The organism is Paenibacillus sp. FSL R5-0766, assembly GCF_037971845.1.
Lineage (GTDB): Bacteria > Bacillota > Bacilli > Paenibacillales > Paenibacillaceae > Paenibacillus.
Map to the genome: position 1 here is coordinate 2454444 of NZ_CP150227.1, position 23185 is coordinate 2477628.

Consider the following 23185-nt stretch of genomic DNA (forward strand, 5'->3'; position numbering starts at 1 on the left):
AAATTGAACATTAGTAATAGTTTTAGTATCAGTAGCTCAGCTCTGACAGCCCAACGGTTGCGGATGGACGTTATATCTTCCAACATTGCCAACGCAGAGACGACGCGCGCGAGCGTATCCAATGGTGAAGCGGTCCCTTACAAACGTAAAATGGTTGTGCTTGAGCCGAATAAAACGTCATTTGGTACGATGCTGCAAAATCAGATGAGAGGTAGCGGTTCAGGAGATGGCGTAAGAGTAACGGAGATTCGCGAGGATCAGTCACCTTTGAAGCCTGTGTATGACCCTTCTCATCCGGATGCCAATGCAGAAGGATATGTATTTATGCCTAATGTGGATATTGCGAAAGAAATGGTCGACATGATCTCTGCTTCGCGTTCCTATGAAGCAAACGTAACAGCACTGAATTCAACCAAAGCGATGATCTCCAAAGCTTTGGAGATTGGAAGATAAGTTGCTTTGAAATGAAAATAGGAAAAATACAAACCAGGGATGAAGGGGAGGGACATTAATGATTCAGAACAACATGTTTAGCACACAGGGGATACAACCGCTACAGATGAAGAGTGTAACCGAAAGTAAGCCTTCTACACCAGCCGAAACCATTCAGAGCTTCGGTACATACTTACAAAATGCATTAGGGTCCGTTGCAGCACAGGAGGCTCAATCGCATGAAATGTCGAATCAATTTTTGGTCGGCAAAGCGAATGTGGATCAAGTGATGATTGCTTCAGAACAGGCCTTGTTAAGCCTACAACTCACAACTCAAGTCCGAAACAAAGTGGTCGAAGCTTACCAGGAAATTATGCGAACGCAGTTATAAAATAACCTACTTGCGCTTCGATAATAGCGCTGATCATTACAACAAAGCAGCTGCGATGCTGCTCCTGATCGTCAACCTATGAAACGGCTAGGGTTGAGTAAGGACAGACTAAGCAAAGTTTCGGATGGGGTGACAGAGTGAATGAGAGAATCGCCCAGTACAGGGATAAGGCATCCCAGTATTGGAATAGTTTTAGCAAAAAGCAAAAAGTATTATTTATATCTACCTTCCTGTTTCTGATTTTGGCTGCAGTTGTGCTCACGATGCAGTTGTCCAAGACGGAATATGAAGTTGCTTTTACAGATTTGAATGCAAGTGATTCAGCGGGCGTGATCAGTTATCTAGATTCATCTAGCATTCCATACAAATTAAGTTCAGATGGCAAGACCATATCCGTACCGAGTACAAGTGTTGCAATCGCAAAGGTGAATGTTGGATCTCAAGGGATTATTCAGAATGGTTCATTAGGGTATAAGTCATTCGAGGAGTCATCATCCCCCATCGGGATGACGGATAAAGAGTTTGATGTAAAGTACAACAACGCTATAAACGGAGAAGTTGAACAGTTACTTCAGCGGATGCAAGGGATACAGGACGCTAAAGTACTCGTTAATATGCCGAAAGATAACATTTTTGCTGGTTTAGAAGAACAAGACAAAGCATCAGCATCGGTAGCTCTCCAATTCAAACCGGGTTATCACCCAAATCAGGCAGCGGTAGATGGCTACTTTAACTTGGTTAAAACTGCAATTCCTAATCTGCCTGTTGAGAACATCACGATTACGAACACAGATGAAGCAGAATTGATTCCAACTGCCCGAGGTGGCAGTGGCGGGTTGTCTTCCGAAGTTCAAGAGAACATGGCACTACAGAAAAAGTTTGAAAACGATGTCCGTAATAATGTAAAGCAATTCCTTTCCCAGATTGTAGGCGAAGACAAAGTTAATGTTTTGGTAGCCTCCAAGCTTAATTTTGACAAAGAAACACGTAAGGAAAATCTGGTCACACCTGTTGATGTAGATAATATGAAAGGCATCGAGATCAGTGTGCAGGAGATTCAAAAGAGCTACACTGGTGCAAGCAACCCAACAGGTGGTGTTGCTGGCACAGGACAAGAGGAAGTTCCGGGTTACCCATCATCTGATGCAACCGGTAATTCTACCTCCGAAGAATCATCAAGCACTATAAACTACGATGTTAATCGAATCGCCAAGGATATCATTTCCAGTCCGTATACTGTAAAAGACTTAACCATTAACGTTGCAGTTGAACCACCGAATGGAGAAACAGAATTACAGGGACCGGTTCAGGATGCAATTGAGAACATTTTGGTTAACATTGTTCGTGCTTCACTGGCAGACTCAGGCACTGTAATAAGTGACGCCGATCTGACAAAGAAAGTTTCAGTCATGTCACAAGGATTCCAGTCTGCCTCTGCAGACAATACAGGTTTCCAGCTTTCCTCAACGATGATGTGGGGTGGGGGCGCACTCATAGCGGCATTGATCGCAGCGGTAGTTATTTTGTTAGTACGCCGTCGCCGCAAACAAAACGAAGTCGAAGAAGAAGAGATTCCTCTTCCAATAGCAACAGAGTTCCCGTCCATTACGCTGGACAGTGTAACGAACGAAAGTCAGGTGCGCAAACAATTGGAGAGTTTGGCCAAGAAAAAGCCAGACGAATTCGTCAATCTGCTGCGTACATGGCTGGCTGACGAATAGAGGTGAACGCATTGGCAAAGGCAAGCAGTCAAGGTTTGACTGGCAGACAAAAAGCAGCAATTTTGTTGATTACATTAGGTCCGGAAGTATCGGCTCAGATCTTCAAACATCTGCGTGATGAGGAGATTGAGCAACTTACGTTGGAGATTGCCAACGTTCGCAAGGTTGATTCTTCCGAAAAGGACATGATCATGGCCGAGTTTCACCAGATCTGTCTCGCGCAGGAATATATCTCTCAGGGCGGTATCAACTATGCGAGAGAAATCCTGGAGAAAGCTCTGGGTTCATCAAAAGCACTTGAAGTCATTAATCGTTTGACAGCTACGCTGCAAGTCAGACCATTTGACTTTGCGCGCAAAGCAGATCCGAATCAAATTTTGAACTTTATTCAGAATGAAAGCCCGCAAACGATTGCCCTGGTTCTGTCTTACCTGCAATTCGAACAGGCAGCAGCGATTCTATCATCCTTGCCACAAGAGAAACAGGCAGATGTCGCTCGCCGAGTGGCTGTTATGGATAGTACTTCGCCAGAAGTTATCTCTCAAGTGGAGCGGGTTCTGGAACAGAAACTATCTTCTACCGTAACGCAGGATTACACGAATGCGGGTGGTATCGAATCGATCGTTCAGATTTTGAACGGAGTCGATCGGGGGACAGAGCGTACCATTTTGGACTCGCTCGAGATTCAGGATCCAGAGCTTGCAGAGGAAATCAAAAAACGCATGTTTGTATTCGAAGATATCGTCAATGTGGATGATCGTTCGATCCAGCGCATTATTCGGGATATCGACAACGCAGATCTGCAACTCGCACTCAAGGTGGCAAGCGAAGAAGTTCGGGATGCCGTGTTCCGGAATATGTCGAAACGGATGTCCGAGACATTCAAAGAAGAGATGGAATTCATGGGACCTGTGCGATTGCGTGATGTTGAGGAAGCTCAGACTCGTATCGTAGGAACGATACGCAGATTGGAAGAAGCCGGTGAGATCATTATCGCACGCGGTGGAGGAGATGATATCATTGTCTAATTTGATTAAGTCTTTCCAGTATGTACCCGTTGATGACCGCAAAAAACTTGAAAATCATCATCATTATGGTGGTGCTGAGGAGTCTGAAGCGGAATTATACGGTGATAGTGCTGAAGGTTCTGAAGCAGAAACGCTTCAAGCACGCGTGGACGAAGAAACACAACGTCTTACCGCAGAGATGCTGGAAGATGCCAAGGAGTTTGCAGAAAAGCAAGTACGTGAAGCTTCAGAAGAGGCAGAGCGCATGCTTCAAGAAGCCCGTGAACAGATCGACAGCTGGTGGCAGGAACAACGACAACAGGATGAACATCTGACCGAAGCACTACGTTCACAAGGTTTCCAACAGGGTTTTGAAGAAGGCAAAGTACAAGCTGAACTGGATCTCCAGGTGCAGATCGAAAAGATGATGATTGAAGCCCAGGAAGTGCTCAAGGAAGCTTATGTAGCTAAAGATCAGATCATTCAGGAAGCCGAACCGTTCCTCGTGGAGCTCGCTTGCGGGATCGCTGAGAAAGTCATTGATAAGCAACTTACCATTGAACCCGATCATACATTGGAACTGATTCGTCAGAGTTTGTCACGTAAACGGGAACAGGGTTTGATCACACTCTGTGTGGCACCTGATCAGTTTACATTTGTACAGGCAGCTCGTGAAGAATTGTCTCTGTCTATTGACTCTCAGGCAGAATTGCAGATTTTGCCTGATTCAACGGTCAAAGATAAGGGATGTGTCATTCGTTCTTCGTTCGGAAGTGTAGATGCGAGAATTGATACACAGCTTGCTGAGATTAAAAAAGAACTGGTCCGCATAGCACTTGAGGATGAGGAGCGAAAAATTCAACATGAAGGTTCTTAGTTCACAGCGATACATGGAACATTTGCGCCAATTCGATCCTGTTCGTATTAACGGCAAAGTTACTCAGGTCATTGGTCTTATGGTGGAGTCAGAAGGGCCAGATGCAAGTATCGGTGACGTATGTTATATCTATCCTGGTAAATCTGCCAAGCCTCTTCAAGCCGAAGTTGTTGGGTTTCGAGATAACAAAGTGCTGCTTATGCCACTGGGTGAACTTCAATCCATCGGCCCTGGTTGTGATGTAGTAGGTACGGGTAAACCACTCGGTGTTCAGGTAGGCTCTGAATTGCTCGGTAAAGTATTGGACGGACTTGGGCAGCCGCTAGACGGTTCCCTTCTCCCATCCAGAATGCCGATGTACTCTACCTCCAATACTCCGGTTAATCCAATGGATCGTCCACGTGTACTTGAAACGATGGGTGTTGGTGTAAGAGCTATCGACGGATTGCTGACCGTAGGTAAGGGACAGCGTGTAGGTATTTTTGCCGGTTCTGGTGTTGGTAAGAGTACTTTGATGGGCATGATCGCTCGTAATACAGCAGCAGATGTCAATGTCATCGCGCTTGTAGGTGAGCGTGGACGTGAGGTACGTGACTTTATTGAACGGGATCTGGGTCCGGAAGGATTGGAACGTTCCGTAGTCATTGTTGCAACATCAGATCAGCCTGCCCTGATTCGGATTAAGGGAGCAGTTATTGCAACCACCATTGCAGAGTATTTCCGAGATCGTGGAATGAACGTGATGCTTATGATGGATTCGGTTACCCGATATGCGATGGCTCAAAGGGAAGTCGGTTTGGCCGTAGGTGAACCTCCGGCAATGAGAGGATATACGCCATCGGTTTTTGCGAGTTTGCCCAAACTGCTTGAACGAGCGGGTACAGGACCTACCGGTTCGATTACAGCCTTTTACACCGTTCTGGTTGATGGGGATGACATGAACGAACCGATCGCCGATGCGGTGAGGGGTATATTGGATGGCCACATTGTGTTAAACCGATCCATTGCGAACAAAGGTCATTTTCCAGCGATCGATGTGTTAGCCAGCATAAGTCGTGTTATGAAGGATATTGCTCCGGAAGAGCAGTTGGAAGCCGTTAATAATATGAAACGTTTGATGGCTGTGTACAAAGAATCTGAGGATTTGATCAATATTGGAGCTTACCAGCGGGGATCAAATGCAGCCATAGATGAATCCATAGACCAGATTGATAGTATATGGAACTTTACCAAGCAGAAAGTCGACGAGAAAGTCACCTTAAGTGAAGTGCAGGAACGTTTGATTCTTGAATTTGCAAGGAGATGAATGGTTAAGCGATGAAATTTCGATATCATTTCCAGAAAGTTGTTGACCTGAAGAGTAATGAAAAAACACAGGCAGAGTGGATGTTATCCACAGCGATCGGTAAACTTCAGACGGAGGAAGAACATCTGATACAACTTCTGAACGATAGAAATAATCTGGTCGGGATTATCCAATCTGCTACGGAAAATACAGCGTCTGTAAACAGTCTGCAGGAGATGCAGCGATATGTACATCATCTTGACGAGTGCATTTCACGTAAAAACAATGATGTTAAACATGCTCAGGTCAATGTGCAGCGGAATCAGACGTTTCTGAACGGTAAGATGGTTGATGAAAAAGTATGGCTTGGAGCGAGAGACAAGGCCAAGATCAAATTTCAGCAGGATATGCTCCTCCGGGAACAGAACGATCTGGACGAGATGGCTACTGTACGCTTCGCTGCCAAAGCCGGACGCGCGAATTGATGTGAGCCGGACGCGAAGTTGTCTCGTGAAGGAGGAATGAACGATGGCTGTTAAAGACGATAGTGACATGGAAAAAGAATCGGGAGGCGGCTGGGAAAAATTTCTCATGATTTCCATCCCGATTGTATTCACCGTAGTATTGCTGGGCGTATTGCTTACGCTTTTTAATGTAGATATTCGTAATAATTTGTTCGAATTCGCCAACAAGATCCCGGTAGTTAAGGAATGGGTACCTGATCCTGTGCTGGACCCTGAGAAAGAGAAGCTGGAGAAAAGTGAGCAGCAGGTTGAAAGTGCTGAAGCGACAATCGAAAAGCTGAAGTCCCAAGTTACGGCAAAAGAAACAGAGCTTAAGGCAGCACAGGAAGCGACAACAACTGAAGCGAAGAAAGCAACAGATCTTCAGAAGAAGTTGGATGATGCGGAGAAAGCCGCTGAAACGGCTACAGCAGCAACGCCGGAAACAGAATCCGATTATCAAAAGCAAATCAAAGATTTGGCTAAAATGTATGCGGACATGAGTCCAAGCAAAGCTGCACCGATTTTGCAAAATATGACGAATGAGGAAATGGTATTGTTGTTGAATGCCATGCAGTCATCTGCTCGGACCAAGGTGCTTGAAAAGATGGACCCGAAAACAGCAGCCGATGTCACCATGATGATGAAGGATGCCAAACCGTCCGGGGATCTGGCACTGGATGCGCTGCAATCCAGATTGAAGAAAGAAACCGCAGCAACTTCAACTGCATCCACAACCACAAGCAAAAACCTGGATAAAAACCAGCTTAGTCAAACATTTGCTTCGATGTCTGCTTCAAGTGGTGCCAAGTTATTATTGGAAACATACAAGTTAAGTCCTGACAAAACATTGACCATTCTGAACTCAGTAGATGATGCAACACGCTCTCAATTGCTTGAGAACATGTCTTCAGAGGACTCGGTTGAAACTGCAAAAATTTTGAACAAATTAATGGGCAACAAGTAAAGCTGATTACACTGTATAACCGAGAGGAGGTGAAAATAAATGTCGATTGTATATCAAATGGCATCCACAGCAACTGCAAAAGCAACAGGAGCAGGTCAGACAACCGGAGCACAATCTAAAGGTTCAGCTGCAGGTGCCAGCGGTGAATTTCTCCAAACTCTTGCACAATCGTTATCTGGAGGAAATACAGAAGGTGATAGTTCAAGCGCTACTGGAAGCTTAACTGCCAATCCGTTGGTGTTTTCCTTTGCTACAAGTGAAGAAGGAGAAGCGGCATCAATCACAGCTATACTGAATTCGTTGTTCACGGACTTGGATTCACTTGACGAAGCTTTGGAAAATGACCCAGCTCTACTTGCAGGTTTGCAAACTCTGATTCAACAGCTGTATACACAATTAAGTAATCCTTCAGGTACTAACACAGAAGGTTCCGACGAGTCTTCGAACGGAGCGGAAAGCGTAAATACAGTACCCGCAATTGAACTGTCGCAGCATCCGGCAGCAGTACGTTTTGTTCTGCAAGATGTGCTTACACAATTAGTGGCTGGAATGAATGATCCAGAGAGTAACGTTGCAAAGAACGCTCCTGAATTCAAACATTTGTTACAATCTCTGCAGAGTCAGCTTCAAGAGGCTGGAGTGGATACCGCGAGTAACAAAGGATGGACTGAACTGAAATCCATACTGGATACATTGACTGCAGTTAAGGATCAGTCTGCACAAGTCGCTCCAAATACTTCGCTTCAATCATCCAAACAGGATTCTGTTGTACCACAAGTTCTTGTTGCGGCAGTGGCGAATTCTGGAACCCAGGTGAAAGATGAGGCTGTTACCACATCTGCTTCAAATGCAGGTGGAGAAGTGGAACACTCAACCATCATTACTGCAGGAGAGCTGTCCTTGCGTTCATCAGGTACAACAGCAGGAAAACCGGCTGAACCAGTAATGCAAACATCACAGTTTGCCAAAGAAATGACACAGTTTGTTGTTAACAAGCTGGATATTGTCCAGCAAAAAGGATTTTCCGAGGCGACTATCTCACTTCGGCCTGAGCATCTAGGGAAGTTGGATGTTCAAATTACCTTGCAGAACGGGCAGTTGGTTGCACGGTTTATGACTGAGCACACGATGGCTAAAGACATGCTTGAACAACAAATGACGCAGCTGCGTTCTTCACTTCAAGCCCAGGGAATTCAAGTGGAACGACTTGAGGTTACACAGAACAGTTCAATCGGATCACAGATGTATCAGGACGGAGGCCGTCAGCCGGGAAGTAACTCTCAGCAACAACGCCGTTCGCGTGAGCGTGAAGAACAATCGGATGATGCTATAGCTACAGCAGGGATTCAAGAAGAATTGCGTAACTGGCGTAGCGAGCAAGTCGAAGGAAACGAATTACAGAGAGATACGTTTAGTGCTAAGGCTTAAACAGAAATGAGGTGAGCAAATGGCTAATGAAATTGTTTCAACGAATAATACCTGGCCGAACTATTCGGCAGCCAATAAAGCAACTACAAGTGCTGCAACAAAAGAATTGGGTAAAGATCAGTTTCTAAAAATCCTGATTACCCAGCTGCAAAATCAAGACCCGATGCAGCCGATGGAGGATAAGGAATTTATCGCTCAAATGGCACAGTTCAGCTCAGTGGAACAACTGGTCAATATTTCTACCCAGCTTAAAACATTGAACCAGTCCCTTGGTGCTGTATCCGGTATGATTGGCATGGAGGTAAGTTGGCTTTCTTCTAATAAAGATGATAACGGAACTCTTCGTCAGGGTATTGTAGATTCCATCATTGTAAGAGATAGCGTTCAATACGCAAAAGTGGGCAACGACGAGATTAAGCTGGATGAGATCATTCAGGTGAATTATCCAAACCAGGCAGAAGAGAGTCAAACTCCAGTAGAGAATGTTCAGGATGTAACTCCTGAAACGAACGAGAGCCAGGAAGTTGAATCATCCGCTGAAACGGGTGATACGGAAGATAGCGGGAAAACGATATGAGTGATCGCATAACGGTTGGACAATTATACGCAGGCCCGATTACACCGAATATGCTTCAAAGACCCAAAACGGGAGAAGCTTCGGCTATACCCGAAAAACCTTTTGCAAAGGTGCTGGAAGATAATCTTCTGAAATTGAGCAATCATGCTGCCAAACGATTGGAACAGCGTGGTATTGAACTCAAGACCGAGCAAATGGAACAGATTGGTTCTGCTTTGGACAAAGCTGCTGCTAAAGGAGCCAAAGAGTCATTGATTTTAATGCAGGATATGGCTTTTATCGTCAATGTCAAAAATCGTACTGTGGTTACAGCTATGGATAGTGAGAGCATGAAGGATAATGTGTTCACTCAGATTGATAGTGCCGTAATCATTTCTTAACCGGCTGGCCCTTCTCGGGAGCCGGAATGCCGCTGACCGACTGATGCGGTAACCAAATGAAGACTGGGAGGATTTTTTAAAATGATAAAATCAATGTACTCAGGCGTTTCCGGGATGCGGGGTTTCCAAACAAAACTCGACGTAATTGGTAACAATATTGCGAACGTAAACACGGTTGGCTTCAAAGGCAGTCGGGTTATGTTCAAAGATATTATGAGCCAAACAACGGCAGGGGTAACTGCCCCTGGCGATGCAAGTGGTGGTGTCAATGCGAAACAAATCGGTCTTGGTGTAACGGTAGGTTCAATTGATACGCTGCATCTGGCAGGTAGCCCAATGACAACGAATAATCCAACAGATCTTCGGATTAATGGAGATGGATTCTTCTTGGTACGTTTGAGTGAAGATCAGGAAATACCTTACCTGACTCGTGCAGGGGATTTCCATGTGGATGCTGCACGTAACCTTTTGACTTCGGATGGATTGTTTGTTCTGGATAATGGTGGTGGAAATATTACGATACCGGATGATGTGGTTTCCTTCACGATAGGTCAGGATGGAACAATTAACCAAACCATGGCAGACGGAACCATCGAAGCGGGTCCACAGCTTGGAATAGGTAAAGTTGTCAATCCAGAAGGCCTTGAGAAAATTGGGGGCAACTTGTACCGTATGACAGCAAACGCGAATCCGGATGGGGCGCTGGAACCATTAACAGCGAACAGTGCTGAGGACGGAACAGGAGCAATCATTGCTGGACAGCTCGAGATGTCTAACGTGGATCTGACAGGAGAGTTTACTGAGATGATTGTAGCTCAACGTGGATTCCAGGCAAACTCCCGGATCATTACAACGTCGGATGAAATACTTCAGGAAGTTGTTAACCTGAAACGTTAATAGCTGATTAATGAATTTTTAAAACGTGGGGGAGCTTGCTCCTCCCACTCTGATCAAGGGGGCTTAGCATGATTTCGGTTACGCGGTTAAATGGTTCTCCCATGTGGTTAAATGCGCTGATGGTTGAAATTGTGGAAGAGACGCCGGATACGTATATTACTCTGGTAACTGGAAAGAGACTGATTGTGCTTGAAAAAGCCGATGACGTTATTTCCAAGATTAAAGATTACAACCGTGAAATCGGGGTTCAGGCAGCCACTATTAAAGTGCAGCAAACGGAGGAATCCTGATGAAAAAAATGATGCCCTGGCTTGCAACGATGTTGCTGGCGATAACACTCATTGTGGTGGTTGTGTTTGTATTTATGCAAGGACAGAACGGGAATAAGGACGACACACATACGGCGGCAGCTTCAGAAGCCAAGAAGATGACTGCGGATGAGATTGTAGAGGTTTCTTCTGAGCTTGGAGAAATTAAAACCAATTTGGCTGATACGGATCATGTTGTAGTTGTCAGCTTCTCATTCAAGTTGTCAGACAAGACAGCCAAAGAAGATTTCGAGAAAATCAAAGAAATTACAGTGAAGCCTATTATCATTCAGACGTTTGCGGATACAAAGTCTGAGGAGCTGGCTACAGCGAAGGGCCGCGTACAATTTAATGAGAGATTGACGGGACTAATTAATGAAGCTTTACCTGAAGGTAAGTTGAGCAGCACCAGTTTTTCAGCTTTTGTAATGGCGCCAATGTAATGAACAGAACACGCTGTAGACCTGTAAGGGGGTGAGAACATGGTGGATGTATTATCACAAAATGAGATTGACGCCCTATTAGCAGCCCTTTCTTCTGGTGAAATGGACGCAGAAGAATTGAAGAAGGAAGAAACTCAGAAGAAAATCAGATCGTACGATTTTAAGCGGGCAGTGCGTTTTTCCAAAGACCATATCAGAAGCTTGACTCGTATTCACGAAAACTTTGCACGCTTTCTCACCACTTATTTTTCAGCCCAACTGCGGACGTTCGTTCAAATCAATGTCGTTCAGGTCGAACAGTTGCCTTATGATGAGTTTATCCGTTCTATTCCTAAGATGACGATATTGAACATTTTTGAAGCGGAGCCACTACAGGGACGAATGGTGATGGAAGTCCATCCAAACGTGGGATATGCGATGTTGGATCGCCTGCTTGGTGGAACCGGAATTGCTCCAACCAAGATCGCATCCATGACGGAGATTGAGACGACCATCATGGAGCGGATATTCAGCCGAGCATTTGAAAGTTTGCAGGAAGCATGGAAGACTGTGTTGGATATTTCCCCAAGGATGGAAGCGCTCGAGACCAATCCGCAATTTATGCAGATTGTATCTCCCAATGAGACCATTGCTCTGATCTCGCTCAGTACCAAAATTGGTGACACGACAGGCATGATCAATCTATGTATACCGCATGTCGTTCTTGAACCTATTATGTCACGGTTGTCAACTCATCAGTGGTTTGTTTCGGAGAAGAAAACGAGAGCTCCGGAGGAGTATGATGCTCTAAAAGAGCGTGTAAACAAAGCCAAGTTACCAATCGTTGCGGAATTGGGAGAATCGAGAATTTCAATTGCAGAATTTCTGGGTCTGTCCGTTGGTGATGTCATTACATTGAACAAACCAGTTGATGAGGGACTTTCCATTAAAGTGGGTGACAAACTGAAATACATGGGCAGTCCGGGGACAATCAAAGACCGTGTGGCTGTGCAAATAGACAAGATTGTCACCGAAGGAGTTGAAGAATTTGACGAGTAAGGATTATTTATCCCAAGAAGAAATCGATGCTTTGCTCAGGCAATCGGAATCGATAAACAGCTCGGAACCCGCTGAAAAGACGGTTGATGATTTTTTGACCGAGCTGGAGCAGGATGCCTTGGGGGAGATTGGTAACATTACATTTGGTAGCGCGGCAACAGCCTTGTCCACGCTATTAGGCCTCAAAGTAGATATTACAACACCTAAAGTTTCTATCATTAGTCGAACGCAGTTTGAAGAAGCTTTTCCTAAGCCGCATGTTGCCGTTCATGTGAACTACGTGGATGGATTCGAAGGCATTAACTCACTTGTTATCAAGAAGAGAGATGCTCAAGTCATCGCTGATTTGATGCTGGGTGGCGAAGGAAATCCGGTCGATGAAGAACTGAATGAAATCCATATTAGTGCAGTACAGGAAGCGATGAACCAGATGATGGGTTCCTCTGCAACCTCAATGTCCACGATTTTTAATCGTTTTGTGAATATTTCCCCTCCGGGAATCGATATTCTCAATCTGGAGAGTGGAGAGGGTGTAAGTAATCTTCCAGCAGATGAGACCCTTATCCAAGTTTCATTTCGTTTGTTAATCGGGGATTTGATCGATTCCAATCTGATGCAGTTGCTTCCAGTACATTTTGCCAAAAGCATGGTAGATATGCTGATTGGAGGCGCTCAGGAGTCAACTGCCAGCGCACCAGTGGCATCAACACCTGAACCTGCGCCAGCAGCTGTACCAGCAACGCCGCCACCGGTTGCGGAGCAGCCGCCCGTTCAGCACCAACAGGCTCCACAGGCTCCACAACAGCCTGCTCAGGACTATAACGGATATGGACAGGCCCCGATGGGTATGCCTCAAGGAATGCCGCCACAGCAGCCGTATGGCATGCCACCGCAGCAACCTTATGGTGCACCTCAACATTACGGTGGAATGCCAAATAGGAATGTTAACGTACAACCAGTTCAATTCGCCAATTTGCAAAATGGGGCGTATGGTCAGGTAGACGAAAACAATTTGAATTTATTGATGGACATTCCCCTTAAGGTCACCGTAGAATTAGGAAGGACCCAGAAGCAAATTAAAGATATTTTGGAACTGTCACAGGGTTCGATTGTCGAACTGGATAAGTTAGCCGGGGAACCTGTCGATATTTTGGTGAATAACAAACTGATCGCCAAGGGAGAAGTTGTCGTTATTGACGAAAACTTTGGTGTTCGTGTTATAGATATCGTTAGCCAATGGGACCGAATTCAGAAATTACAATAAGCACAATTTAGGGAGGACTTGAATCAAGATGGCAAACCGAATTTTAGTCGTAGACGACGCTGCATTTATGAGAATGATGATCCGGGACATTTTGTCCAAAAATGGATATGAGGTTGTTGGTGAGGCACAGGATGGCTCACAAGCAATTGAGAAATTTAAAGAGCTTCGTCCGGATCTGATCACAATGGATATTACGATGCCTGAGATGGACGGCATTGCAGCTTTGAAAGAAATCAAGAAGATTGATGCTAACGCTAAAGTAATTATGTGCTCCGCGATGGGTCAACAAGCGATGGTAATCGACGCTATTCAAGCAGGTGCTAAAGACTTTATCGTTAAACCGTTCCAATCTGACCGGGTTATCGAAGCGATCAGCAAGACACTGGGCGTTTAAGAGACATGATGATGGCTCAGGGTGATATTCCAGGAGGAGCTGGCGTGGGAACCAATTATTATTTACAGCTTGTATGGGTGATTGTTGTCCTGGCCGTCATCCTGGCCCTTATTGTTTATCTGATCCGGTTCTTAAACAAACGGAATCAGCAAATGTTCCGGCACGGCACAATTCGTACCCTGGGCGGGGTTGGACTGGGGCAAAACAAGTCGCTGCAAATTATTGAAATTGGTGGAAGTGTATATCTGCTTGGTGTAGGTGAAGACATTCAGTTGGTAGATAAGGTTTCAGATCTGGAAGAGGCGCAAAGAATCATTGATTCCTTCGAAAGAGATGCTGCTGCACAACAAGGGAATCTCTCACCTCTCATTGCCAAGCTCACAAAACGTTTCCGTAGAGAAGAACCGCCGCGGGAAATGGAACTAGAGGACACAACTTCTTTTCACGAAATGTTTGAATCCAAACTTCGGCAGATGCCTAACCGTAAAGAGAAGATGGAAAAGCTCCTGGATAAAGACAATACTACAGATCGGTCGAGGGATTCATGAAGAAAAAGATTTGGTTAGCGTGTTGTTTATTAGGACTTATCAGTCTGGCATCTGTAACGGTTGCCTTTGCCGAACCCATTCCGAATATTGATATTCAGATTGGAAACGGTGATGGAGGGACACCAAGCACGAGTTCACTGTCCATCATTCTGTTAATTACGGTGCTTAGTATTGCTCCAGCGATGCTTGTACTGATGACCAGTTTTACTCGGATTGTGATTGTGCTCGGTTTTATACGTACATCTTTGGGTACACAACAAATGCCACCCAATCAGGTGCTGGTCGGTTTGGCGCTATTTCTGACACTTTTCATTATGTCGCCGACATTGTCTTCCATAAATCAGGTAGCGCTTCAGCCCTATCTCCAGGGAGAGCTTACGCAAACCGAGGCACTTGAAAAAGCAGCGGATCCCATGAAGAAATTTATGTTTAGTCACACCAGAGAAAAAGATCTGTTACTGTTTATGAAGTACAATCAGACTGAACAACCAAAGACCTATCAGGATATCCCAATTACTGTTATGGTGCCGGCATATGTAATCAGTGAGTTGAAGACAGCATTCCAGATGGGGTTTATGATTTTTATTCCGTTTCTGGTTATAGACATTGTTGTCGCGAGTACACTCATGGCAATGGGGATGATGATGCTTCCGCCGGTCATGATCTCATTACCTTTCAAAATACTGCTCTTTGTCCTTGTGGACGGGTGGTACCTGGTTGTCAAGTCACTGTTACTGAGTTTTAACACTTGATCCGGAAAGTTAAAGGAGGACGGTCATGACTTCGGAATTTATTATCGGTCTGGCCGGGAAAGCGGTATACACGTCATTGCTGGCCAGCGCACCCATGCTTATACTAGCTCTGGTTGTAGGACTTGCAATCAGTATTTTTCAAGCGACAACTCAAATTCAGGAACAAACATTAGCTTTTGTGCCCAAGATTGTTGCCGTACTTCTGGCGGTACTTTTGTTTGGACCTTGGATCTTAAATATCTTGGTCGATTTTACGTTTAACATTCTCGATAATCTATACAGATACATAGGGTAGGCTTTAGCAGATGGAGACATTGTTGCAAAGTTTCCCTGTCGCTCTGCTTATGTTTTGTCGAATCACATCATTTTTTGTAACTGCACCAGTTTTTTCGGCGCGAAATGTGCCGGCTTCAGTTAAAATTGGTATCTCTGCATTTGTCACATTATCTGTCTATCTGATCTATGGAATAGACCAGACCGTGCCCACAGACCTGAGCTATGTCTTATTGATCATCAGAGAGATTTTAATTGGCCTGCTTTTAGGTTTTGTGGCTTATCTGTTGATGACGGCTGTTCAGACTGCAGGGACCTTTATCGATCTACAGATCGGTTTTGGTATGGCTAATGTATATGATCCAATGACAGGTGCTTCAGCTCCACTTACGGGTAACTTGAAGTATGCATTTGCAATGCTTCTGTTTCTGACGATGAATGGACACCATTATTTGCTGGATGCGATAGTTTACAGTTACCGGTGGGTACCATTATCGAATATGTTTTTCCTACGGTTGGCAGATGGAAGTATTGCTGAATTTTTGATACAGACCTTAGGTCAATCATTTATGCTGGCTTTTCAGATGTCGGCTCCAATTGTAGTTGCGCTGTTTTTGACGGATGTTGGATTGGGTTTTTTGGCCAAAACTGCTCCTCAATTTAATGTATTTGCAGTTGGGTTGCCGCTTAAGTTACTCGTTGGTCTTGCTATTTTGCTTTTGCTGGTTCCCAGTTTCTCCTTTGTATTTAGTCAATTGTTCGAAGCGATATTCAGATCGATGGAAAAATTGCTTGGAACCATTGGACAAAGGCCCGGCTGAGTGAAACGGAGGAAAAGACACGGATGAAACTTCAACTCGACCTCCAGTTATTTTCAGGGGAGAAGACGGAGAAAGCTACCCCGAAAAAGAGACAGGATACACGAAAAAAAGGACAGGTTGTAAAAAGTGCTGAACTATCTGGCGCATCCATTCTCCTAATCGCGTTTTTGATCATGATGGTATTCAGCAATTTTTATAAAGAACGTATAGTTCGTCTGTTTACAGATATCTTCATCAATCGATTGAGTATGGATATCACCGGAGAGAATGTGATGGCGCTTATGATGCGCTATGGCATTGAAGTTTTGTTATTGATCGCTCCCGTTTTGCTGGGTGCGTTATTGGTTGCTTTGATCGTTAACTACATGCAAGTTGGTTTTCTTCTTGTAGGGGAAGGTCTGAAGCCAAAACTTGAGAAACTGGACCCGATTAAAGGTTTCAAAAATATATTCTCTCTCCGCTCATTAGTGGAATTTGCTAAATCCATTTTGAAAATGTCGATTATCGGTTATCTCGTTTACAGTACAATTAAGGGCTACCAGTCAGATATTGCTTCACTTTCTCATTTTTCATTGGATGCTATTTTACATTTCGCTGCGTCGATCACTTTAAGTCTTGGTATCAAGATTGCAGTGGCATTAATGATACTTGCGATATTTGATTACATGTATCAGAAGTATGACCATGAGAAGAAGATTCGTATGTCCAAGCAAGACATTAAGGATGAGTACAAGAAAATGGAAGGTGATCCGCTGATCAAAGGTAAAATCCGGGAACGTCAGCGTCGTATGGCTATGCAGCGTATGATGCAGGAAGTGCCGAATGCGGATGTAATCATCACGAACCCGACCCACTTTGCGGTTGCGCTAAAGTATGAAGGTTCCGAGATGGAGGCACCGCAGATTATTGCCAAAGGTCAGGATTATGTCGCCTTGCGTATTAAGGAAATTGCCAAAGAAAACGGTGTTATTACCATGGAAAACAAGCCGTTAGCACGAGCATTGTTCCAGAGAGCCGAGATTGGTGACGCTATACCGGCCGATTTGTTTCAAGCGGTAGCCGAAGTGCTGGCTTATGTATATAAACTAAAGGGCAGAACGAAATAAAAGGGGATCGGAGGCCGTACATTCATTGAAGATTAAAGATATAGCTGTCCTTGCGGGTATCATTGGCATTGTGTTGATGATGATTCTCCCGATCCCGCCCTGGCTGTTGGACTTGTTGCTGGTCGTGAATATTTCAATTGCTCTGATGATACTCCTTGTTGCCATGAACAGCAAAGAAGCGTTGCAGTTTTCTATTTTTCCAGCTTTGCTGTTGATCACTACACTATTCCGACTTGCACTGAACATTTCGACAACCAAGCTAATCCTTGGTGGCGGGGATGCGGGAGCCGTTGTTGCTACCTTTGGTAGCTGGATTGCCGGAGGGCAAATTGCGATTGGATTTATCGTGTTTTTGATCCTCGTTGTTGTTCAGTTTATCGTTATTACAAAGGGGTCTGAGCGCGTAGCTGAAGTTGCTGCCCGATTCACCCTCGATGCGATGCCTGGTAAACAAATGAGTATTGATGCGGATCTGAATGCGGGTCTGATCAACGAGCAACAAGCTCGTGAGCGTCGTTCCAAAATTGAACGTGAAGCCGATTTCTATGGAGCGATGGATGGAGCAAGTAAATTCGTAAAAGGTGACGCAATTGCAAGTATTATCATCCTCCTGATCAACCTCATTGGTGGATTTATTATCGGTATGACTGTGCATGGGATGGCTTTTGCAGATGCAATGGCAACGTACTCTGTATTGACTATTGGAGATGGATTAGTAAGCCAAATCCCTGCTCTGCTTATTTCTACAGCAGCAGGACTTATCGTCACCAGAGCGTCATCAGAAGGAAACTTGGCAGATGATATTACGGGGCAACTGTTTACATATCCAATACTTATTTATATCGTAGCTTTCGTTATTGCCATGCTCGGTTTCTTCACACCCATTCATGTTATTACTACGCTTCCGTTGGCAGGTGTGTTGGCATATGCCGCGTGGCGTATGCAGAATAATCTGAATTTGAAACAAGTAGCGGAAGAACAGTTGGAAGAAGAACAGCAGATTGAAGAGGTTAGAAGTCCTGAAAGTGTAATTAACCTGCTTCAGGTTGACCCTATTGAGTTTGAATTTGGTTATGGTTTAATCCCGCTTGCTGATAATCAGCAGGGTGGGGACTTATTGGATCGGATCATTATGATTCGGAGGCAGTGTGCTCTTGAACTGGGGTTGGTCGTTCCCGTCATACGGATTCGAGATAATATTCAGCTCAGACCCAATGAGTATGTTATCAAAATCAAGGGTAATGTGGTAGGCGGGGGAGAACTGTTGTTGAATCATTACCTTGCCATGAGTCCTGGCTATGATGAGGAGTCTGTGACAGGTATTGAAACGACGGAGCCTGCTTTTGGACTTCCGGCACTATGGATTGATGAAGTCACCAAAGACAGAGCGGAACTTGCAGGATATACGGTCGTTGATCCGCCTTCCGTTGTGGCTACACATCTGACGGAACTGATTAAGAAACATGCGCATGAGTTACTTGGAAGACAAGAGACAAAAGCACTTGTGGATAATCTCAGAGAGAACTATTCTGCCCTTGTGGATGAACTGATCCCATCGCTACTTTCTATTGGTGATGTACAGAAAGTGCTTGCCAAGTTATTGCGTGAGAAAATATCTATTCGGGATATGGTTACCATCTTCGAGACACTGGCGGACTATGGTACGTATACGAAGGATCCTGATGTGCTGACTGAATACGTCAGACAATCCCTCTCACGTCAGATTACTCAGCAGTTCTCTCAAAAAGGTGAGACACTTCGAGTGATCACGGTTGGACCTGGTCTTGAGAAGAAAATTGCTGAAAGTGTGCAACAATCGGATCAAGGCAGTTATCTTGCGCTGGACCCTGTATCTACACAAAGTGTATATCAGAAGCTCAGTGAACAAGTGAACCGTTTGATTCAATCAGGTCAGCAACCTGTTGTATTAACTTCTCCAACCATTCGGATGTATCTGCGTCAGGTTATTGAACGTACTATGCAGGACATTCCTGTGCTTTCCTACAGCGAGTTGGAGCCGAATGTTGAAATTCAAAGTATCGGGGTGGTGAACTTATGAGAGTAAAACAATACGTTGTTGAGACCATGCCCGAAGCTATGCTTCAAATTCGCAAAGACCTGGGAAGTGATGCCGTTATTCTGTCCACCAAAGAGATTAAGGTGGGTGGTGTAATGGGAATGTTTCGCAAAAAACGGATCGAAGTTGTAGCTGCAGTGGATAAGGAAGAAAACAAGCAAATAACAAAGCCAGTACAAAATCAATTCACACCTGTACCTCGTGCATTTGTACCTGAGGCTTATCGGCAAACAGCTCGTTCGTTTGTTGCGGCTTCTGATGAGTCGGCGACAATGAGTGCAGCTGATCAAAGTGTACAGGATCAATCTGCGGCTGCGTCGTCTGTGTTTGAATCGCGTAATATCGGTTCAGACATAGACAGCGGCTCTGGTTCTTCGAGCATGGATCATAAACCGCGACCGCAAGGGGCGGATTTTTCGGGTTCAACAACTGGTCCGAAGCCAACAGGTTCAGACCTGCAGCAGGACAAGTTGATGACTGAATTGCAGGATCTTAAACAGATGGTGACCAGGCTTTCAAAGCAAGGTACTTCTGCGGACCCTGTACCAGAGGAACTGCATACGATCCGAGAACGTTTGACAGAACAAGATGTTTGGCCTGAAGTATGGGAATCCTGGTTTGATTCAATTCAAGCAAAATGGTCTGAGAATGGATTGAAAGAACAGGATGTAGAACAAATAGTGAAGCTTGAGGTTATGCACTTTTTGGAGCAACGTATTGAAGAAGGCATTCTTCCTACCACGCGAATCGTCTATGTAGCTGGACCAACCGGTGTAGGGAAAACAACGACAATTGCAAAATTGGCTGCTGAACAAATGTTCAAAAAACAGCGTAAAGTTGGATTCATTACATCAGATACGTATCGGATCTCGGCGGTAGAACAGCTTAGAACATATGCATCTATACTGAATGTTCCACTTGAGGTGGTGCAATCGCCCGGTGATACACAACGTGCCATTTCTCGATTAGAGAATTGTGATTTGATCTTTATGGATACAGCGGGTAGAAACTACAGAAATGAATTACTTGTTTCGGAACTGCAAAGTTTGCTTGCTCCTGTAGAGAATAGCGAAACCTTTCTGGTCATGAGTATGACTTCCAAAAGTGCTGATATGGTTCAGATCACGGAACATTTCAGTAAATATGGTCTGGATAAGGTGATTTTCACCAAAATGGATGAGACTGGGAGTTGCGGTCCGTTATTTAACTTGTTACACCGTTTTCCACTCAAGCTCGCATATGTGGCAAATGGTCAAAATGTTCCGGACGATTTGTTGAAGCCGGATGCAGATTTGTTGTCTAAACAGTTGCTGGGAGAATGGTCACAATGAAGGATCAGGCAGCTGCACTTCGAAGTATGGTCTCCGCGCCATTGGAATTGGAAGGCATTGAGCGAGATATTCGATCCTCGAAAATCATTACTGTGGCCAGTGGTAAGGGAGGTGTTGGTAAATCCAATTTTACACTGAACTTTGCCTTGGCATTGCAGGCTTTGGGGCAAAAGGTACTTGTATTTGATGCTGATATTGGAATGGCTAATATTGATGTTCTTATGGGTACGTCTTCTTCCTATAATCTTTACCACCTGTTGTACCGACATAAATCCATAAGGGAAATCATACAACTGGGTGCCAGTGGCTTGCCTTACATTGCTGGGGGATCAGGCATGAAAGAGTTGTTCTCATTGTCTGATCGTGATCTGGAGTTCTTCGCCAGTCAAGTCGAGGATATTGCCCAGGAAATGGATTATGTCATCTTTGACACTGGGGCAGGACTCTCCAGAGAGAATATGAAGTTCATCGGTGCTGCTGATGAATGCCTGATTATAACTACACCTGAACCGACTTCAATAACCGATGCTTATGCTTTAGTCAAAGTTATGCACGGCCAGGAAAATGCTACGCCCTTTCGGATGATCGTTAACCGGGTGGAAGACGAACGAGAAGCGGAACGGGTGGCAGATAAAATAGCTGGAGTGGCGAGGCGGTTTTTGCAGACGGATATTCCGCTGCTTGGGTATATTTCAGAAGACGCCCAGGTAGTCAAGGCGGTTAAAAGGCAAATGCCCTATAGTCTGGCTTATCCCAATGCCAAAGCCTCCAAAGATATTGAGAAACTTGCTCTTCGTTATCTGGCTGTACCTGCAACTCCGGGATCCGGAACCTTGACAGGAATCAGGGGATTTATGAATAAGTGGCTTAAACGGACAACATGATTTCTGAATAAAGGAAACAGGGGTGACACAACATGGCGGCGTATCAAGTATTGGTTGTCGATGATTCCGCTTTTATGCGTAAGATTGTTACGGATTTGATCCAAGCGGATCCGGAATTCAAGGTTACGGCAACGGCATCAAACGGTAGAGAAGCGATTCAAAAATCACTAGAATTGAAACCCGATATTATTACAATGGACGTTGAGATGCCCGAAATGAATGGTTTGGATGCTTTAAAATCAATTATGAAGGAATCTTTCGTTCCTGTGATTATGCTCTCTGGTATCAATGAACAAGGTATGAAAGAAACCATTATGGCGCTTGAAGCAGGGGCATTTGACTTCATTCGCAAACCATCTATTTCACATGACCAGGATATTGCTCAAGTCGGTAAAGCCTTGGTTGAGCGCATGCGTGCTGCGATGAATGAGATCAAAAGAAAAGCTGATCGTGAGTTATCCATGAAAAATAGAGACATGTTGCGAGGAGCAGTTGCTCCCCCAACTCAGCCAGTGCAGAAAGAACTGCCGGCTAGGGATCGAGCGGAACCTGTGAAAAAAACGATCGAACCTGTCCAGACGAGTCAACGCTCTCTTCGAGAGCGGACTGAAGCTTTTCAGGCCAAGTCAAAGAAACCAATTGAACCATTGTCACCTTCAAAACCAGGTCGCGTAGAGAACAAACCAGAGCCTTTGCCGAAGGCTGAGCGTAATTTGGGGACGAAGGCAGAACAAGCAGTGAGGTCAGCTAATCCAGTACAGACTCCAAAGGAAGTTCGACTACCTAATGCAGCTAGAGTGGCAGCTGATCAAATAGCGGCAACTTCTGCCTCTGCAAAAGCCAAGGATGTAATCAAGCCTAATCCTGTCCCCAAAGGTGGAGGGGGGCTGGAAGGACCATTCAACAAACTTGTGGCAATAGGTTGTTCTACGGGTGGACCGAGGGCTCTCAAAACATTGCTTGAGCAGTTGCCTGCTGATTTGCCTGCACCGGTCATTATTGTGCAGCATATGCCGCCCAACTTCACACGTTCTCTGGCTCAACGATTGAATACATTCAGTCCACTGCATGTGGTTGAAGCTGAAGAGGGCATGGTTCTGAAAAAAGGAACCGCTTATATAGCACCCGGCGGGTTCCATGTGAAAATTAACAAAACAGCAGACGGGAAGTTTATCGTGAAGTTGACTGAAGATCAACCAGTGAATGGCCATAGACCTTCAGTGGATACGATGTTTGAGTCACTTCTGCCGTTTACATCTTTACAAAGGCATCTTGTTTTGCTCACGGGAATGGGAAGTGATGGAGCACGTATGATGAAGAGATTATACGAAGCCGGAGTTACATCAACCTTTGCCGAGAATGAAGAAACATGTGTTGTATATGGTATGCCGCGTTCTGCTGTAGAGCTGCAATGCGTTCGTCATCTTCTGCCATTGCAGGAGATTGCGTCTAAACTTGTTCAAGCAGTGAAATAACGGAGT

Annotated in this window: 26 protein-coding genes; all 26 read left to right on the forward strand. The window is 44.9% G+C overall.

From position 1 onward, the window contains the following. Window positions 1-3: 3 nt before the first annotated feature. Window positions 4-453 (forward strand): flagellar basal body rod protein FlgC, encoded by a 450-nt coding sequence (flgC, locus tag MKY66_RS11090; RefSeq protein WP_017689191.1) that lies wholly within the window; start codon window positions 4-6, stop codon window positions 451-453. A gap of 58 nt (window positions 454-511) precedes the next feature. After that, window positions 512-823, forward strand: coding sequence for a flagellar hook-basal body complex protein FliE (gene fliE / locus MKY66_RS11095; RefSeq protein ID WP_076208904.1), 312 nt, complete (start codon window positions 512-514; stop codon window positions 821-823). A 137-nt stretch (window positions 824-960) separates the two neighbouring features. Continuing rightward, window positions 961-2544 carry a flagellar basal-body MS-ring/collar protein FliF gene (fliF, locus tag MKY66_RS11100; protein WP_076208903.1) on the forward strand — a complete coding sequence of 528 codons (1584 nt, stop codon included), beginning with the start codon at window positions 961-963 and terminating at the stop codon, window positions 2542-2544. 11 nt (window positions 2545-2555) lie between these two features. Continuing rightward, complete coding sequence (gene fliG, locus MKY66_RS11105; RefSeq protein WP_047842476.1) at window positions 2556-3572, forward strand: flagellar motor switch protein FliG; 1017 nt, start codon at window positions 2556-2558, stop codon at window positions 3570-3572. After that, entirely contained in the window at window positions 3565-4428 is an 864-nt protein-coding gene (locus tag MKY66_RS11110) for a FliH/SctL family protein (RefSeq protein WP_076208902.1), read from the forward strand. Before fliG ends, MKY66_RS11110 begins: the two co-directional genes overlap by 8 nt. After that, on the forward strand, window positions 4415-5734 hold the full coding sequence (fliI, locus tag MKY66_RS11115; RefSeq protein WP_036609365.1) for a flagellar protein export ATPase FliI: 1320 nt from the start codon (window positions 4415-4417) through the stop codon (window positions 5732-5734). The genes MKY66_RS11110 and fliI overlap by 14 nt, the downstream gene beginning before the upstream one ends. 11 nt (window positions 5735-5745) lie before the next feature. Next, the gene (gene fliJ, locus MKY66_RS11120; RefSeq protein ID WP_076208901.1) at window positions 5746-6198 is read left to right on the forward strand and encodes a flagellar export protein FliJ; all 453 of its coding nucleotides are present in this window, start codon (window positions 5746-5748) and stop codon (window positions 6196-6198) included. Window positions 6199-6241: 43 nt separating this feature from the next. Further along, on the forward strand, window positions 6242-7183 hold the full coding sequence (locus MKY66_RS11125) for a DUF4088 family protein (protein WP_076208900.1): 942 nt from the start codon (window positions 6242-6244) through the stop codon (window positions 7181-7183). 39 nt (window positions 7184-7222) lie between these two features. Beyond that, window positions 7223-8611: a flagellar hook-length control protein FliK gene (locus MKY66_RS11130; protein ID WP_076208899.1), complete on the forward strand. Its 1389-nt coding sequence runs from the start codon at window positions 7223-7225 to the stop codon at window positions 8609-8611. A gap of 19 nt (window positions 8612-8630) precedes the next feature. Next, a complete protein-coding gene (locus tag MKY66_RS11135; protein WP_076208898.1) occupies window positions 8631-9188 on the forward strand; it encodes a flagellar hook capping FlgD N-terminal domain-containing protein in 558 nt (185 codons plus the stop codon). Continuing rightward, the gene (locus MKY66_RS11140; RefSeq protein WP_047842481.1) at window positions 9185-9568 is read left to right on the forward strand and encodes a TIGR02530 family flagellar biosynthesis protein; all 384 of its coding nucleotides are present in this window, start codon (window positions 9185-9187) and stop codon (window positions 9566-9568) included. The genes MKY66_RS11135 and MKY66_RS11140 overlap by 4 nt, the downstream gene beginning before the upstream one ends. Window positions 9569-9649: 81 nt before the next feature. Then, complete coding sequence (gene flgG / locus MKY66_RS11145) at window positions 9650-10465, forward strand: flagellar basal body rod protein FlgG (RefSeq protein WP_047842482.1); 816 nt, start codon at window positions 9650-9652, stop codon at window positions 10463-10465. A gap of 68 nt (window positions 10466-10533) precedes the next feature. Then, window positions 10534-10755 (forward strand): flagellar FlbD family protein, encoded by a 222-nt coding sequence (locus MKY66_RS11150; protein WP_076208897.1) that lies wholly within the window; start codon window positions 10534-10536, stop codon window positions 10753-10755. Then, on the forward strand, window positions 10755-11216 hold the full coding sequence (locus MKY66_RS11155) for a flagellar basal body-associated FliL family protein (protein WP_036609360.1): 462 nt from the start codon (window positions 10755-10757) through the stop codon (window positions 11214-11216). The genes MKY66_RS11150 and MKY66_RS11155 overlap by 1 nt, the downstream gene beginning before the upstream one ends. A gap of 39 nt (window positions 11217-11255) precedes the next feature. Continuing rightward, a complete protein-coding gene (fliM, locus tag MKY66_RS11160; protein ID WP_036609359.1) occupies window positions 11256-12254 on the forward strand; it encodes a flagellar motor switch protein FliM in 999 nt (332 codons plus the stop codon). Then, on the forward strand, window positions 12244-13518 hold the full coding sequence (fliY, locus tag MKY66_RS11165) for a flagellar motor switch phosphatase FliY (RefSeq protein WP_036609358.1): 1275 nt from the start codon (window positions 12244-12246) through the stop codon (window positions 13516-13518). The genes fliM and fliY overlap by 11 nt, the downstream gene beginning before the upstream one ends. A gap of 28 nt (window positions 13519-13546) precedes the next feature. After that, window positions 13547-13912 carry a response regulator gene (locus tag MKY66_RS11170; protein ID WP_017689175.1) on the forward strand — a complete coding sequence of 122 codons (366 nt, stop codon included), beginning with the start codon at window positions 13547-13549 and terminating at the stop codon, window positions 13910-13912. An 11-nt stretch (window positions 13913-13923) separates the two neighbouring features. Then, a complete protein-coding gene (locus MKY66_RS11175; protein ID WP_143760270.1) occupies window positions 13924-14460 on the forward strand; it encodes a flagellar biosynthetic protein FliO in 537 nt (178 codons plus the stop codon). Beyond that, complete coding sequence (fliP, locus tag MKY66_RS11180; RefSeq protein WP_036609355.1) at window positions 14457-15212, forward strand: flagellar type III secretion system pore protein FliP; 756 nt, start codon at window positions 14457-14459, stop codon at window positions 15210-15212. The genes MKY66_RS11175 and fliP overlap by 4 nt, the downstream gene beginning before the upstream one ends. 25 nt (window positions 15213-15237) lie before the next feature. Continuing rightward, window positions 15238-15507, forward strand: a complete 270-nt coding sequence (fliQ, locus tag MKY66_RS11185) for a flagellar biosynthesis protein FliQ (protein WP_047842485.1) — start codon at window positions 15238-15240, stop codon at window positions 15505-15507. Between the two features lie 10 nt (window positions 15508-15517). Further along, entirely contained in the window at window positions 15518-16306 is a 789-nt protein-coding gene (fliR, locus tag MKY66_RS11190; protein ID WP_076208895.1) for a flagellar biosynthetic protein FliR, read from the forward strand. A gap of 23 nt (window positions 16307-16329) precedes the next feature. After that, on the forward strand, window positions 16330-17412 hold the full coding sequence (flhB, locus tag MKY66_RS11195; protein WP_179088479.1) for a flagellar biosynthesis protein FlhB: 1083 nt from the start codon (window positions 16330-16332) through the stop codon (window positions 17410-17412). Window positions 17413-17437: 25 nt separating this feature from the next. After that, window positions 17438-19471 (forward strand): flagellar biosynthesis protein FlhA, encoded by a 2034-nt coding sequence (gene flhA, locus MKY66_RS11200; RefSeq protein WP_076208893.1) that lies wholly within the window; start codon window positions 17438-17440, stop codon window positions 19469-19471. Beyond that, window positions 19468-20820: a flagellar biosynthesis protein FlhF gene (flhF, locus tag MKY66_RS11205; RefSeq protein ID WP_076208892.1), complete on the forward strand. Its 1353-nt coding sequence runs from the start codon at window positions 19468-19470 to the stop codon at window positions 20818-20820. Before flhA ends, flhF begins: the two co-directional genes overlap by 4 nt. After that, window positions 20817-21704 carry a MinD/ParA family protein gene (locus tag MKY66_RS11210; protein ID WP_076208891.1) on the forward strand — a complete coding sequence of 296 codons (888 nt, stop codon included), beginning with the start codon at window positions 20817-20819 and terminating at the stop codon, window positions 21702-21704. The genes flhF and MKY66_RS11210 overlap by 4 nt, the downstream gene beginning before the upstream one ends. 32 nt (window positions 21705-21736) lie before the next feature. Beyond that, window positions 21737-23179, forward strand: a complete 1443-nt coding sequence (locus MKY66_RS11215) for a chemotaxis protein CheB (protein WP_076208890.1) — start codon at window positions 21737-21739, stop codon at window positions 23177-23179. Window positions 23180-23185: the final 6 nt, after the last annotated feature.

Bases quoted from the DNA above. Each gene is read 5' to 3' on its own strand.
- fliE (WP_076208904.1), top strand. From the start codon at position 512: ATGATTCAGAACAACATGTTTAGCACACAGGGGATACAACCGCTACAG.
- MKY66_RS11210 (WP_076208891.1), top strand. From the start codon at position 20,817: ATGAAGGATCAGGCAGCTGCACTTCGAAGTATGGTCTCCGCGCCATTG.
- fliM (WP_036609359.1), top strand. From the start codon at position 11,256: ATGGTGGATGTATTATCACAAAATGAGATTGACGCCCTATTAGCAGCC.
- MKY66_RS11155 (WP_036609360.1), top strand. From the start codon at position 10,755: ATGAAAAAAATGATGCCCTGGCTTGCAACGATGTTGCTGGCGATAACA.
- MKY66_RS11150 (WP_076208897.1), top strand. From the start codon at position 10,534: ATGATTTCGGTTACGCGGTTAAATGGTTCTCCCATGTGGTTAAATGCG.
- MKY66_RS11215 (WP_076208890.1), top strand. From the start codon at position 21,737: ATGGCGGCGTATCAAGTATTGGTTGTCGATGATTCCGCTTTTATGCGT.
- MKY66_RS11140 (WP_047842481.1), top strand. From the start codon at position 9,185: ATGAGTGATCGCATAACGGTTGGACAATTATACGCAGGCCCGATTACA.
- flgG (WP_047842482.1), top strand. From the start codon at position 9,650: ATGATAAAATCAATGTACTCAGGCGTTTCCGGGATGCGGGGTTTCCAA.
- MKY66_RS11130 (WP_076208899.1), top strand. From the start codon at position 7,223: ATGTCGATTGTATATCAAATGGCATCCACAGCAACTGCAAAAGCAACA.
- fliJ (WP_076208901.1), top strand. From the start codon at position 5,746: ATGAAATTTCGATATCATTTCCAGAAAGTTGTTGACCTGAAGAGTAAT.
- MKY66_RS11125 (WP_076208900.1), top strand. From the start codon at position 6,242: ATGGCTGTTAAAGACGATAGTGACATGGAAAAAGAATCGGGAGGCGGC.
- flhF (WP_076208892.1), top strand. From the start codon at position 19,468: ATGAGAGTAAAACAATACGTTGTTGAGACCATGCCCGAAGCTATGCTT.
- fliR (WP_076208895.1), top strand. From the start codon at position 15,518: ATGGAGACATTGTTGCAAAGTTTCCCTGTCGCTCTGCTTATGTTTTGT.
- fliP (WP_036609355.1), top strand. From the start codon at position 14,457: ATGAAGAAAAAGATTTGGTTAGCGTGTTGTTTATTAGGACTTATCAGT.
- MKY66_RS11170 (WP_017689175.1), top strand. From the start codon at position 13,547: ATGGCAAACCGAATTTTAGTCGTAGACGACGCTGCATTTATGAGAATG.
- MKY66_RS11135 (WP_076208898.1), top strand. From the start codon at position 8,631: ATGGCTAATGAAATTGTTTCAACGAATAATACCTGGCCGAACTATTCG.
- fliQ (WP_047842485.1), top strand. From the start codon at position 15,238: ATGACTTCGGAATTTATTATCGGTCTGGCCGGGAAAGCGGTATACACG.
- flhB (WP_179088479.1), top strand. From the start codon at position 16,330: ATGAAACTTCAACTCGACCTCCAGTTATTTTCAGGGGAGAAGACGGAG.
- fliI (WP_036609365.1), top strand. From the start codon at position 4,415: ATGAAGGTTCTTAGTTCACAGCGATACATGGAACATTTGCGCCAATTC.
- MKY66_RS11175 (WP_143760270.1), top strand. From the start codon at position 13,924: ATGGCTCAGGGTGATATTCCAGGAGGAGCTGGCGTGGGAACCAATTAT.